At 63.7% G+C, this 13589-nt stretch carries 14 protein-coding genes and 1 tRNA gene; 5 read left to right on the forward strand and 10 right to left on the reverse strand.

Going from position 1 to position 13589, the window contains the following annotated elements:
• The 4 genes from ACSLE4_RS00725 to ACSLE4_RS00740 all read left to right on the forward strand — a co-directional run.
• Positions 1-572: polysaccharide biosynthesis/export family protein (locus ACSLE4_RS00725; protein WP_435902574.1), on the forward strand; the 572-nt coding region annotated here is incomplete at its 5' end.
• Between the two features lie 46 nt (positions 573-618).
• Positions 619-1788, forward strand: a complete 1170-nt coding sequence (locus tag ACSLE4_RS00730) for a glycosyltransferase family 4 protein (RefSeq protein WP_435902575.1) — start codon at positions 619-621, stop codon at positions 1786-1788.
• Positions 1789-1925: 137 nt separating this feature from the next.
• A complete protein-coding gene (locus ACSLE4_RS00735) occupies positions 1926-3479 on the forward strand; it encodes an undecaprenyl-phosphate glucose phosphotransferase (RefSeq protein ID WP_435902576.1) in 1554 nt (517 codons plus the stop codon).
• 14 nt (positions 3480-3493) lie between these two features.
• Positions 3494-4774, forward strand: a complete 1281-nt coding sequence (locus ACSLE4_RS00740; RefSeq protein ID WP_435902577.1) for an O-antigen ligase family protein — start codon at positions 3494-3496, stop codon at positions 4772-4774.
• Here the strand turns inward: ACSLE4_RS00740 and ACSLE4_RS00745 are convergent.
• The 7 genes from ACSLE4_RS00745 to ACSLE4_RS00775 form a co-directional block, all read right to left on the reverse strand.
• A tRNA-Pro gene (locus ACSLE4_RS00745) sits at positions 4753-4830 on the reverse strand. The two genes, ACSLE4_RS00740 and ACSLE4_RS00745, sit on opposite strands and share 22 nt — an antisense overlap.
• Before the next feature lie 74 nt (positions 4831-4904).
• Positions 4905-5351, reverse strand: coding sequence for a MerR family transcriptional regulator (locus tag ACSLE4_RS00750; protein ID WP_435902578.1), 447 nt, complete (start codon positions 5349-5351; stop codon positions 4905-4907).
• 31 nt (positions 5352-5382) lie between these two features.
• A complete protein-coding gene (locus ACSLE4_RS00755; RefSeq protein WP_435902579.1) occupies positions 5383-5700 on the reverse strand; it encodes an integration host factor subunit alpha in 318 nt (105 codons plus the stop codon).
• Positions 5701-5833: 133 nt separating this feature from the next.
• The gene (locus ACSLE4_RS00760; RefSeq protein WP_435902609.1) at positions 5834-6811 is read right to left on the reverse strand and encodes a beta-ketoacyl-ACP synthase III; all 978 of its coding nucleotides are present in this window, start codon (positions 6809-6811) and stop codon (positions 5834-5836) included.
• An 18-nt stretch (positions 6812-6829) separates the two neighbouring features.
• Positions 6830-7873, reverse strand: a complete 1044-nt coding sequence (gene plsX / locus ACSLE4_RS00765; RefSeq protein ID WP_435902580.1) for a phosphate acyltransferase PlsX — start codon at positions 7871-7873, stop codon at positions 6830-6832.
• 126 nt (positions 7874-7999) lie between these two features.
• Positions 8000-8554: a YceD family protein gene (locus tag ACSLE4_RS00770; protein ID WP_435902581.1), complete on the reverse strand. Its 555-nt coding sequence runs from the start codon at positions 8552-8554 to the stop codon at positions 8000-8002.
• Between the two features lie 19 nt (positions 8555-8573).
• A complete protein-coding gene (locus ACSLE4_RS00775) occupies positions 8574-9119 on the reverse strand; it encodes a ubiquinol-cytochrome C chaperone family protein (RefSeq protein WP_435902582.1) in 546 nt (181 codons plus the stop codon).
• Between the two features lie 68 nt (positions 9120-9187).
• On the opposite strand from ACSLE4_RS00775, the gene ACSLE4_RS00780 reads away from it, so the two are divergent.
• Positions 9188-9694 carry an outer membrane protein assembly factor BamE gene (locus ACSLE4_RS00780; RefSeq protein WP_435902583.1) on the forward strand — a complete coding sequence of 169 codons (507 nt, stop codon included), beginning with the start codon at positions 9188-9190 and terminating at the stop codon, positions 9692-9694.
• 77 nt (positions 9695-9771) lie between these two features.
• Here the strand turns inward: ACSLE4_RS00780 and ACSLE4_RS00785 are convergent, their stop codons facing one another.
• From ACSLE4_RS00785 to nusB, 3 genes are all read right to left on the reverse strand, one after another.
• Entirely contained in the window at positions 9772-11892 is a 2121-nt protein-coding gene (locus ACSLE4_RS00785) for a sodium-translocating pyrophosphatase (protein WP_435902584.1), read from the reverse strand.
• 195 nt (positions 11893-12087) lie between these two features.
• On the reverse strand, positions 12088-13095 hold the full coding sequence (gene thiL / locus ACSLE4_RS00790) for a thiamine-phosphate kinase (protein WP_435902585.1): 1008 nt from the start codon (positions 13093-13095) through the stop codon (positions 12088-12090).
• The gene (nusB, locus tag ACSLE4_RS00795) at positions 13088-13585 is read right to left on the reverse strand and encodes a transcription antitermination factor NusB (protein WP_435902586.1); all 498 of its coding nucleotides are present in this window, start codon (positions 13583-13585) and stop codon (positions 13088-13090) included. Before nusB ends, thiL begins: the two co-directional genes overlap by 8 nt.
• Positions 13586-13589 lie beyond the last annotated feature (4 nt).

Here is a 13589-nt window from a genome sequence, read left to right on the forward strand (position 1 = left end):
GGCTGACCGCGCCCGATTTCGCGCTCTCCACCCCCGCCCCATTGCCGGGACCCGGCGAAGCCTATCCCCCGGGCGCCGGCTCAAGCCCGCCCGGCGTGCCCGTGATCCCCAACGCCACCTACACCCTCGATTCGGGCGATCATGTCCGCGGCATCGTCTTCGGCCAGGACAATCTCTCCAACGTCTACAGCGTCGACGGCGCAGGCAGCGTGGCGCTGCCCCTGATCGGGCCGGTGCGCGCACGCGGCCTCACCACCTTCGAGCTCTCAAACGAGATCGCCGGCAAGCTCAGGCGCAAATACATCAAGGACCCCAAGGTCACCGTCGAAGTGGCCACCTACCGCCCCTTCTTCATCCTCGGCGAGGTCAACACGCCTGGCCAATATCCTTACGTCAACGCCATGACCGTCGAGGCCGCCGTCGCCATCGCCGAAGGCTATACCGAACGCGCCAAAAAACGCTTCGTCCGCCTCACACGAAAGTTCGGCGGCGTCATGTCAACCGTCATGGTCCCAACAGACTATCCCGTCCAGCCAGGCGACACTATTTACGTCCTCGAACGCTTCTTCTAAAGCTCATAGGGAAAAGCCCTTCCCGCCCTGTGACACTCCGGGTCCCGTGAGCTCCAATTTTCGAATCCTTCATTGTCTGCGCGCGCCGGTCGGAGGACTGTTCCGTCACGTTCACGACCTCGCCCTCGGACAGGCGGAGCTTGGGGCAGAGGTCGGGATCGTCTGCGATTCGCGTACCGGAGGCAGCGAGATCGACGTGGCCTTGAGCCGGCTCAAGGACAATTGCGCGCTCGGCGTGACGCGCCTGCCCATGACGCGCAAGCCCGGTCTCAACGACTGGCATACCTATCGTAAGATCGCCAAGCTCGGCCGCAATCTCGATATCGACGTGTTGCACGGCCACGGCGCCAAAGGCGGCGCCTATGCGCGGCTCGCGGGCCGGAGCTTGCGCAAGAAGAAGGGCACCAAGGTCGTCTACACGCCTCATGGCGGCGTGCTGCACTATTCGTCGTCCACCTTGTTCGGGAAGCTCTATCTCGCGGCGGAACGCAAGCTCGCGCCCATGACGGATGGCTTCATCTTCGAGAGCATGTATGCGGGCAACCGCTATGTGGAACTGGTCGGCACGCCCGACTGCCCCGCCCGCGTCATTTACAACGGGCTTCATCGCCACGAGTTCTACGAGTCGCTGCTTGCGGACGATGCCGCCGACTTCGTGTTCGTGGGCGAATTGCGCACGCTCAAGGGCGTCGATGTGTTCCTCGAAGCGCTCGCCGCGCAGCAGAACATCTTCCCCGGCCGCGCCATTATTGTCGGCTCCGGGCCCGACGAAAAGCGCTTCAAGCGGATGGCCCGTAAGCTCGGCCTCGCGTCGCGCGTGATCTTCTCGGGTCCGCAGCCGGCACGCACGGCCTTCGTCCGGGCGCGCTGCGTCGTGGTCCCGTCGCGGGCGGAGTCAGCCCCTTATATCGTCCTCGAAGCCGCGGCCGCGCAGATGCCCATGATCGTCACCAATGTGGGCGGCATCCCCGAAATGGTCGGCGACGTGCCCATGCCGTTGATGCCGCCGGGCGACGTGGACGCGCTCGCCAGCCAGTTGCGCGCATTTCTGGCGGATCCCAAGCCCTTCCTCAGGCGCGCCGTGGAGCTTCAGAAATACGTGGCGCAGCACTTCTCCGTCGAAGCCATGACGCGCGACGTGGTCGATTTCTACATTTCCGACCTTGGCGCGGGCATCCACAAGCTGCCCGAGCTGGACTCGGCAACGGCTTCTTAACCATAGCTCGAGCGGGCCCTTCCGCCACGCGCCCCCTTCACCCATCCAAAAGTTTCGGCATGCCATATGGTACGCTGGTCATGGCCCAGTGCGGCATCGCGTTTGGGGGACCGGCACTCGGGGGCAACGAAGCAAAAATGACCAAGCCAGACGGACGCGAACCGCAGCAGGCGCGGGTCAATCCGCCCGCGCGCGATCGCGGCGGCCCGCCGCCTCCGTTTCCGGACCGGCGGCGAAAGCCACGGCCCCCGCTCGCAGAGATCCGGCGCGGCGGCAAGCTGAACCTGTTGCCGCCTGTCATGGTCTCGGGCGCGGTGCGTACGGCCGAGTTCCTTATCGTGGCCGTGCTCGGCTTCGCCATCTACCTCGCCTATGTGGAGTATGAAAGCGAAGACGCTCACCTGATATATCTAGGGGCGGTGGTGATCGCGGCGACCGCCAACATGGCGATCTTCCAGGCGCTCAATCTCTACCGGATGACGGCCTTCAATGCCTTCGTGCGCAGCTTCACGCGGGTGGTGTTCGCCTGGACGCTGGTCATGGTGGGCATTATGACGCTGGCCTTCTTCGTCAAGGTCGGCGCCGAGTTCTCCCGTGTGTGGATCGCCAGCTGGTACGTCTCGGGTCTCGCCGTGCTGTTCGGCGAGCGGCTGGCGCTCTCGTTCCTCGCCAAGAAATGGATCCGCGAAGGGCGCCTCTACCGCCGCGCCGTCATAGTCGGCGGCGGACCGGAGGCGGAGCAGCTGATCAAGGCGCTCGAAGCCTCGGCCGACACGGATATCCGTATTGTCGGCATCTTCGACGATCGCGGTGCCGATCGCGTCTCGCCCATCGTCGCGGGCTATCCGAAGCTCGGCAATATCGATCAGCTGGTGGATTTCGCCCGCGACTCGCGGCTCGATCTTCTTATCGTTTCGTTGCCGGTCACGGCGGAAACACGGCTGCTGGAGCTTCTGAAGAAGCTCTGGGTGCTGCCTGTCGACATTCGGCTCTCGGCGCACACCAACAAGTTGCGCTTCCGGCCGCGGGCTTATTCCTATATCGGCAACGTCCCTTTCATCGACATCAGCGACAAGCCGATCGCCAACTGGGACTTCGTCAAGAAGTGGCTGTTCGACAAGATTGTCGCCTCGCTGGCGCTGATCGCCCTGGCGCCGGTGATGCTGCTGATCGCACTCGCCATCAAGCTCGACTCTAAGGGCCCGGCACTGTTCCGGCAGAAGCGCCTCGGCTCCAACAACGAGCAGATCGACGTCTACAAGTTCCGCACCATGTTCGCGGATGCGACCGACGCGGAGGCCGCGAAACTCGTCACCAAACACGACCCCCGTGTGACCTCGGTGGGACGGTTCTTGCGCAAGACGAGCCTCGACGAGCTGCCGCAATTCTTCAATGTGGTGAAGGGCGATCTGTCGCTCGTGGGCCCCCGCCCCCACGCACTCAAGGCCAAGGCCGCCGACAAGCTCTACGCGGACGCCGTGGACGGCTATTTCGCGCGGCACCGGGTTAAGCCCGGCGTCACCGGCTGGGCGCAGATCAACGGCTGGCGCGGCGAGACCGATACGCAGGAGAAGATCCTGCGCCGTGTGGAGCACGACCTCTTTTATATCGAGAACTGGTCGGTGACCTTCGACCTCTACATCCTTCTCATGACACCCATCGCCCTGCTCAAGGGCGACAACGCTTACTAGCGAGGCCGAACGCCGTGGCCGTCACCTACGATGCCGTGCACGACCGGGCGGCGCCACGCGTTGGAAGCCGCGCCAGCCCCGGTATCAAGCGGCTCGCGCTGCTCTATTTCTGGATCACGATTGCCACTGGCGGCGTGGTCTATTTCGAGCCCTCGCCTTATGACGCGCTGATGATCGGGGCGATGGCCGTGTTGCCCCTGGTGGGGCTCGTCGCCCTGCCGCGGGGCCTTGCCGTCTATCTCATGCTGTTATGCGGCATCGTCGCCGGCGGCTATATCGCCAGCACGCAAGCGGGCGTGCTCGGCGTGCCCGTGACCCATGTGACGGTGACGCTCTATCTGGCCTTGTCGTCGGTGGTGATCGCCGGGTTCGTGGCTTCCCGCCCTGAAGCCCATGTGCGCCTCATTCTTTCGGCCTATATGGCGGCCGCGCTGGTCGCCGCGTGCGCGGCGCTCATCGGCTATTTCAACGTGGTGCCGGCGCTCTACGAAATTCTGACGGAGTTCGGCCGCGCGCGCGGCACCTTCAAGGACCCCAATGTCTTCGGCGCCTTCCTCGTGCCGGCGCTGCTCTATGCCTTCCACGCGGTGCTGACCTCACGCTTGCCGCGCGCGAGTCTGTGGGCCGTCGCCATGACGATCCTACTGTTCGGCACGTTGCTCAGCTTCTCGCGTGGCGCCTGGCTCAATCTCTTCGTGGCGCTGACGGCCTACTGCTTCTTCGTTTTCGTCATCGCCGCGACCAACCGCGAGCGCATCAAGCTCATCCTCTCAATCGTCATGGCGGGCGTGTTGGCTGTCGGCGTGTTCGCCGCGGCCCAAAGCATCCCCAAGGTGGCGGAGCTATTGGGAGAGCGTGCCAGCTTCGAGCAGTCCTACGATGTCGGACCCGAGGGCCGGTTCGGCGGTCAAGAGAAGGCCGCGGAACTTGTCATGCAACATCCGCTCGGTATCGGCGCGCTCGAGTTCGGACGCGTCCATCACCACGAGGACGTGCACGAGGTCTATCTCAATATGTACCTGAACACCGGCTGGCTCGGGGGCACGCTCTACATTTTCCTCGTGCTCGCGACCTTGGTGCTCGGCCTCAAGCTCGTACTTCGCGACCGGGGCGGCGACGGGGTGAGTGCCGTGCTGGTGGCGGCGTTTATCGGCATGGTATTGGAGGGCGCGGTGGTCGACACGGACCACTGGCGGCACTTCTATCTGATCATGGCGATGATTTGGGGGATGGCCTTGGCGCGTCCGTCGCAGACGCGATATTCGCGAGGAAGTGGTCGGAGCGGGGAGATTTGAACTCCCGACCCCCGGTCCCCCAGACCGGTGCGCTAACCGGGCTGCGCTACGCTCCGACGTCTCGCTGATCGAGCGCCCTGCATATACTCTTTCAGGCTCGGGAAACAAGCTAAAGCGCCAACGCAGGCGCCTAATCCTTGGCGTCGGCGGCGGCCAAGATCTTTTGGCACGTCTCGATTTCCTCGAGAACCGAGCAGAGGTCGTCGTCGTCGCCGGCCGATACGCGGGGCGCACCGCCTTTGGCGGCTTCCGCGGCCATATCGGGAATCTCGGGGCCTGAGACGTCCTCGCCGTCTGCCTCTTCAGCAAAACGCCGGTAGTCCATCACGTAGCGCGGACCGTGTTCACGCAGAATCTTCTGCACGCCGCGGATGGTGTAGCCGTCATTGTAGAGCAGAAAGCGGATACCGCGCAGGAGGGCGACATCCTCGGGCCGGTAATAGCGGCGGCCGCCGCCGCGCTTCATTGGCTTGAGCTGGGCGAACTTGGCCTCCCAAAAGCGCAAGACGTGCTTCGGGACTTCCAGCTCGTCAGCGACTTCGCTGATGGTGCGAAACGCCTCGGGCGCCTTTTCCAACGCTCGTCCTCCTGGCGTTAAATCACTCAAGCTACTCGGCGGCCTTTCTCCGGGACAGCGTCTCGTTGATACGCTGCTTCATGATGTTGCTGGCGCGGAACACGAGCACGCGTCGCGGCGTGATCGGCACTTCCTGACCGGTCTTGGGATTGCGGCCAATGCGTTCGCCCTTTTCGCGAATGCCGAACGAGCCAAACGAGGACAACTTTACCGGGTCCCCGCGCTCAAGACTCGCCACGATCTCGCGAAGCACAAGCTCCACGATCTCGGCGGACTCGTTCCGAGGCAGTCCCACTTTCTGGAACACCGCCTCGGCGAGGTCGGCGCGCGTTAATGTCTTCCCGCTCATCGTACTGCGGCTCCCCCAAAGTCGCGGGACGGACCAAGATGCTAGCCGAGCAGGCGTTCGCCGGTCAATCTCCGGCGCAATTAAATTCATGATTTTGCGTCATATTCTGGTTAGGTGTGACATTCCCGGCACGTCACCAGCGGATCAGCAACGCACCCCAGGTAAATCCCCCACCCATGGCTTCCAACAGCACCAAATCGCCCTTTTTGATGCGGCCGTCAGCACAGGCCGTCATAAGGGCGAGGGGAATGGAGGCCGCCGATGTATTGGCGTGCTTTTCCACCGTCATGACCACACGCTCCGGGTCTAAGCCAAGTTTCCGGGCGGCTCCGTCCAAGATACGCTTGTTGGCCTGATGCGGCACGAACCAATCGATATCGGAGGCCGTATATCCGGCCTTGTCCAAGGTCTCGCCGATCACTTGGCTGATCTTGGTCACCGCATGGCGAAACACTTCCGGCCCGTCCATGCGCAGGTGTCCGACCGTGCCGGTCGATGACGGCCCGCCATCCACATAAAGCTTGTCCCGGTAGCGTCCATCCGACCTGAGACTGGTGGCGAGCACGCCCCGATCGGCCATGGTGCCGTTCAGCGTTTCCGCCTCCAGCACCACGGCGCCGGCACCGTCGCCGAACAAAACGCAAGTGGCGCGATCTTCCCAGTCGAGGATTCGCGAGAAGGCCTCCGCTCCGATGACCAGCGCCCGCTTGAATTGCCCGCTCTTCAGATAGTTATCGGCGGTGGACATGGCGAACACGAAACCCGAGCAAACCGCCTGGACGTCGAAGGCCGCGCCATGGGTGATGCCGAGTTCCGCCTGGACGGTGACGGCAGTGGCGGGGAATGTCTGATCGGGGGTCGAGGTGGCGAGCACGATCAGGTCGATATCCCCGGGCTCGAGACCAGCATCGGCCAGCGCCGCCCTGGCGGCGGCCACGCCCATCGCCGAGGTAAGTTCGCCGTCAGCAGCGATGCGCCGCTCGCGGATGCCGGTGCGGGCGACGATCCACTCATCGGAGGTGTCGACGATCTGAGCCAGGTCCTGGTTGGTGACGATCCGGTCGGGCAAGTACCCGCCCACGCCTTTCACCACTGACCGCAAGGTTTCCAATTCAGCCACTCCGGCGGCCTACGCCGCACCTTCAAGCTCGAGCTTGGTGTGGAACTGGGCCACATCACTGCCAAGCCGACTCACCACGCCGCTCGAGGCCATCTCGTAGCCGAGATCGATGGCGCTTGCGAAGCCGGTGGCGTCGGTTCCGCCGTGGCTCTTGACGACGATGCCGTTGAGCCCAAGGAAGATGCCGCCGTTCATCTGACGTGGGTCCATCTTCTCTTTCAGGGCACGGAAGGCGCCCTGGGCCAAGATCGCGCCAAGGCGGGCAAGAAGTGACCGCGCCATGGCGGCACGCAAATATTGGGCGATTTGCTTAGCCGTTCCCTCGGCCGTCTTCAAGGCGATGTTCCCGGTAAAGCCGTCGGTGACCACCACATCGACCGTTCCGTGACCGATATCGTCGCCCTCGATGAAACCGTGATAGCGGATCGGCAGCGGCGCCTCTTTCAAATGAGCGGCGGCGTCCCGGATTTCCTCGACGCCCTTGACCTCCTCGACGCCGATATTGAGAAGCCCAACCGTAGGCCTCTCCACGCCGAACAAAGCACGCGCCATGGCCGCGCCCATGAGGGTGAACTCGACGAGCTGGCGGGAATCCGCACCCACGTTGGCGCCCACATCAAGCACGATGCATTCGGCATCGACAGTTGGCCAGATCGCGGCGATGGCCGGACGATCGACCCCCTTGATGGTCTTCAAGCAGAATTTCGACATGGCCATGAGCGCGCCGGTATTGCCGGCGGACACCACGGCATCGGCTTGACCGTCCCGTACGGCCTGAATGGCCAGCCACATGCTGGACTTCCAGCGGCCACGCCGCAGGGCCTGGCTGGGCTTCGCGTCCATGGAGATGGCGATGTCGGTGTGGACGATCTCGGACTTTTCCGCGACCTGGGGATTTGCTTCGAGCTCGGGCGCGATCTGGGCCTCATCACCCACCAGGATGAATCGCAAGTCCGGATGACGGACAAGCGCAATGGCCGCAGCCGGAATGACCACACTGGGACCGTGGTCCCCGCCCATGGCGTCGAGCGCTATGGTGACTGGAGTACCCATTCTCCGAACCGATCAGGAAGACTTTTACCCAGCTGCGGTCAAGCCGCGGCAACCCCCGGAAACCAAACCCCGAATAGACTTAAAAGTAGCCCAGTGACAACCTGATTTTGCCCCGGATTGGCCGGCTCAGGGCTTCTTCAGCTGCTTCAGGGCCGCAAATGGGCCGCTCTCGCGGTCTTCCGGCTCCGAGTTCCCTTGCGACCATTGGAAGCTCGCGCCTTCCTTTTTGGGATAGGGATCGAGCGCCGTGGCAAAGGTCTCGTAGACGACCGGCCCCAGATCGATGGTGTCGTCGGTGATGGCCTCCGGCCAATCGATCAGCCCAGCTTGGCTGGGATCTTCCGCCCTTTTCTCCAAACTCTCGATCGCGGGCCTGGGCCAGAAGTCTATCTCCACGGGGATATCGAGAGAGGCCGGTACCGGCTCGAGCGTGACCACGCAAGTCTGCGTGGCATCCGCCTTGAGGTGCCCAGAAAGATGCACCCTGCCCCCGCCGCCACGGCGCAGGAGATAGTCAAAATCGAGAGCTTCGAGGGCCACGAGATCCAGCAGGTCGACGATCTCGGCGCGTTCCGCTTCCGTGATCGCGATGGTCTTCGACGCCTCGTCCTCAATGTCCGACACGCGCACTTTCCGCGTCAGCGGCGGGCCTTGAGGCTCTTGTTCGGTGGGCTCGCTCATCTTCCCAGCGTCTTTTCCATCAGATGTCAGGATAGCTCAACCTGCCGGCGCAAAGGTCCTGAACAGGCTCGCCTTCCAAGTGGCGGACCAGTCTCTTTAGATAAGGGGTCAGGCGCGCGCTTGCGGCCCTCGCAGCCGTTTCATCCCCCGGCAACGCGCCGGCGATAGCGGCTTCCAGCGCGTCGTCACCGGCCCCTAGAGCCGTCTCAAGGCTCTGCAGCAGTCCCGCCCCCGACGCGGTGAGCCTCCGCACCTTCTTTGGGATCGCCAAATCGCCGACCCCGAGCTCCCGCAACACGGTCTCCATGTCCGCGGTAAACCGGTCGGACAGAGCCTGCGCCATCGCAGCCGCTTCCGGCCCGGAGTCTTTCAAGCGGTGGAGCACGGCAAACAGGTGGAGCGATAGAACCACGAACCGGCCCTCGAGCGTGTCGGGCACGCCAAATCCCTGATAGAAAACGGGAAGCCGCGTCTGCGCCACAATCGCGCCATAGAGTTCGTCTGCATGGGGCGACTTGCTGCGCCAGGGCAGCAGGGCGGCGAGAGGCTTCAATGACAGGGCCATATCGTCTAGCTTCTTGACAAATTCCGGCCTGCTTGGCGAGCGGGCCCGACCGAGGGGACGTCATAATCTTGCGCAAGGTCAAGCTGGCACCCGCCTGGGCTCCCCTGCCCTTGCTTGCCGCGCTTCTTTTGGGCGCGGCGCCGATCTCCGGCTGCGGCTCGCAGATCGACCGCCACGGCCATGTCTTCATCGACGTGGACCTCGACCAGATCCAGCCGGGCATGTCGAAAGAAGAGGTCAAGACCGTGCTCGGCTCGCCCGATACCAAGAGCACGATCGGCGGCGACGCTTTTTACTATATTTCGACCACGACGAAGACCATCGCCTTCCTCAAGCCGCGCGAGATCGACCGCCAGGTGGTGGCCGTCTATTTCGACGGAACCGAGACCGTCCGCAAGGTCGCCCATTACGGCATGAAGGACGGAATCGTCGTCGACTACTACAGCGGCGAGACGCCGGCCCGCGGTAAAGACGTGAGCTTGCTCGAACAGATCTTCGGCAATATCGCGAACCGCAGCATGTTCAAGGATCAGCGGCCCGGCGGCAGCGGCCCGTCCGGCATCCCCGGTATCTAGCAATTCCGTACGAAAAAGCCCCGCTCCTTTCGGGAGCGAGGCCTCTTCAAACAGCTTCGCGGCTGAAGGTGCGCCGCCTATTGGTGGGCGAGCACCGCCAGCAGCAGCAGCGCCACGATGTTCGTGATCTTGATCATCGGGTTCACCGCCGGGCCTGCCGTATCCTTGTAGGGATCGCCAACCGTATCGCCGGTCACCGCGGCCTTGTGGGCTTCGGAGCCCTTACCGCCGTAATTGCCGTCCTCGATGTATTTCTTGGCGTTGTCCCAGGCGCCGCCGCCGGCTGTCATGGAGATGGCGACGAAGAGCCCTGTGACGATGACGCCGAGCAACATGGCGCCCAACGCCGAGAACGCCGCGCTCTTGCCGGCGATCCAGTCGATGATGAAGAAGAACGCGATCGGCGAGAGGACCGGCAGGAGCGACGGCACGATCATCTCCTTGATCGCCGCCTTGGTGAGCAGGTCCACCGCACGCCCATAGTCCGGACGCTCGGTGCCCTTCATGATGCCGGGCTTCTCCTTGAACTGGCGGCGCACCTCCTCGACGATGGCCGACGCCGCGCGTCCGACGGCCGTCATGGCGATGCCGCCAAACAGATACGGCAGCAGGCCGCCAAGGAAGAGCCCCACGACCACGTAAGGATTGGAGAGGCTGAACGTGGGATCTACGCCGGCGAAAAATGGAAACTGGTCGGCGTTCGCGGCGAAGTATTTCAGGTCCTCGGTATAGGCCGCGAACAGAACCAAGGCGCCGAGGCCGGCCGAGCCAATGGCATAACCCTTGGTCACCGCCTTCGTGGTGTTGCCCACCGCGTCGAGAGCATCGGTGGTCTTGCGGGTATCCTCGGGGAGACCCGCCATCTCGGCGATGCCGCCGGCGTTGTCGGTCACCGGACCGAAAGCGTCGAGCGCCACGATCATACCGGCCAGCGCCAGCATGGTGGTGACCGCGATGGCGATGCCGAACAAGCCGGCAAGCCCGTAGGCGACGATGATCGCGGCGACGATGATCAGCGCGGGGATCGCCGTGGATTCCAGCGAGATCGCGAGCCCCTGAATGACGTTGGTGCCGTGGCCGGTGACAGAGGCCTTGGCGATGGATTGCACCGGGCGATAGTGCGTGCCGGTGTAGTACTCGGTGACGATCACGATCAGCGCCGTCACAACAAGCCCGACCACGCCACAAAAATAGAGCGACTGACCGGTGAAGCTCACGTCGCCGACCTTCATTGCCGTGTCCATGCCCACGAGCCACTCGGTGAGCGGCCAGAGCGCGATGAGGGACAGCACGCCGGTCGCGATCACGCCCTTATAGAGGGCGCCCATGATTGACTGGCTGGCGCCGAGGCGCACGAAATAGGTGCCGATAATCGAAGTGATGACGCACACGGCCCCAATCGCCATCGGATAGATCATCATCCCCATGACGCGGTCGCCGCCGGCGAAGTAGATCGAGGCAAGGACCATGGTGGCGACCACGGTAACCACGTAGGTCTCGAACAGGTCGGCCGCCATGCCGGCGCAATCGCCGACATTGTCACCCACGTTGTCGGCGATGGTCGCCGGGTTGCGCGGATCGTCCTCGGGAATGCCGGCTTCCACCTTGCCGACAAGATCGCCGCCCACGTCGGCGCCCTTGGTGAAGATGCCGCCGCCGAGACGCGCGAAGATGGAAATCAGCGAAGCGCCGAAGCCCAGAGCGACAAGCGCGTCGACGACGACGCGCGAGGCGGGGCTATAGCCAAGAAACTGTGTGAGGATGAGGAAATAGACCGAGACGCCGAGAAGCGCGAGGCCGGCCACGAGAAGGCCGGTGATGGCGCCGGCCCGGAAGGCGAGGCTCAAGCCACCGGCCAAACTCTTGGTGGCGGCTTGCGCGGTTCTGACATTGGCGCGCACCGAGACGTTCATGCCAACGAAGCCGGCGGCGCCCGACAAGATGGCGCCCACGGCGAACCCAATCGCCTGCGGGAGGCCCAGTAGGAAGTAGAGGGCGATGAAGATCACCACGCCAACAATGGCAACGGCTTGATATTGGCGGTTGAGATACGCTTGCGCGCCCTCTTGGATCGCCGCGGCGATCTCCTGCATGCGCGCCGTGCCCGGGTCCGCGGCGAGAACGGCCCTGGTCGTCCAGACGCCGTACGCGATCGAGAGCGCACCGCAAGCGATAATCAGATAGAGAACCCAGGTCATGACAGACTGTCCCCGTTTATTGGGTTGATTTGGAAATGAGCGATGCGCGGCTGCAAGGGTGACACGGGAAACGTGTCGGCAGCTGCGTTGCCCCCGGAAGCAAACTTAGCCGCGCGGAAAATGCCAAAGTTGTGAGGCGGAAGCAACAGACGGCCTGTGCAAGCGGTATTTTTGCCTCGGGGCATCCAGACGCGCTCAGAAGTGACTGAATCCCTTTACTTTTAGGGTAATGGCCTGTCCCTTGGCATCGACCGCGCGAACGCCCTCCGAAGCCTCCGTAACAGTCCCCAGCATGCTGAAGACCGCTCCTGCGGCCTCCGCCTCCGATTCGAAGCCGGGCCCGGACTTTTCCGAAACAGCGGCCACCACGCCATAGTCGTCGCCCGCGGTGATGAGAACCGGGAGAAGGCCGGGCTCGCGTGCAAGCACCTTCATGCCTGCATCGGAGAACGGCACGCGCGCGGTCTCGATGCTCGCACCCACATGGGAGACGCGGCAAAGCTTCTCGATGTCGCCGACGAGCCCGTCCGAAACATCGATGGAGGCTTGCGCGAAGTTGCGGATGAGAATCGCAAGGCGACTGTTCAGCCCTGGCCGGCGATAGCGGTCGACGAGGAAGGCCACATCCTCGTCGGTGAGACCCCAAGTCTCGGCGAGTTTCGGCTCACGCAGAAGCCGCAGGCCGAGATAAGCATCGCCGATCGTGCCGCTGACATAGAGACGGTCCCCCGGCTTGGCGCCGAGCCGCATGACCGCGTGCTGATGGGAGACGAGTCCGAGCGCGGTGATGGTGATCGTCGGCGGACCGGGCGTGGCGGTGGTGTCGCCGCCGATCAGGCTGATATCCGTCTGCGCCTGCACGTCGCCCAGGCCGGCGGCGAACTCTTCGAGCCAGTATGTCCCCGTGCCTTGCGGCAGGGCCAGCGACAGCGTGTAGACGTAGCCGCGCGCGCCCTTGGCCGTGAGGTCGGAGAGATTGACCGCCAAGGCCTTGTGCCCGATGGACCGGGGAGGATCATCGTTCAGGAAATGCACGCCTTCGACGAGCGTGTCGCACGTCACGACAAGCTCATGGCCTTCGCTGACCATGAGCACGGCGGCATCGTCCTTTAGGTCGAGGGCGCCGGTCTCCCTGGCGAGAGGGGCGAAGATGCGGGCGATGATCTCGAACTCGCCCTCGTCTCTTGCCTCGTCCTCAGCCATTGCCGGCTCCGGAGCGCGCGAACTCGCCGGCGCGGGCTTTGTGCGCCAACCGGTCGAGAATTCCGTTCACCACCTTGGGCTCGTCCTCGCCGAAGAAGGCATGGGCGATGTCGACATATTCGGTAATGACCACACGGGCTGGAACGTCCTCGCGCATGAAAAGTTCAAAGGCACCGGAGCGCAAGACCGCCCGCAGAATGGAATCGACCCGGTTGAGACGCCAGCCTTCGGCGAGCTGCTGATCGATCATGGGGTCGAGCTGCCGCTGTTCGCGCACCACCCCCTCCGTGAGATCGCGAAAGAACTTGGCTTCCGCCGCGCAGTATTGATCGCCCTCGACTTCCTGGCCCAGGCGGTGCGCTTCGAATTCGGCGACCACGTCGGTGAGGTCGATGCCGGTCATGTCCATCTGATAGAGCGCTTGGACCGCCGCGAGCCGCGCGGCGCTCCGGGACGAGGCCCGGTTAGGTGTTTCGCTGCTTGCGGCCATGATG

The sequence above is a fragment of the Methyloceanibacter sp. genome (genome assembly GCF_051306395.1).
GTDB lineage: Bacteria > Pseudomonadota > Alphaproteobacteria > Rhizobiales > Methyloligellaceae > Methyloceanibacter.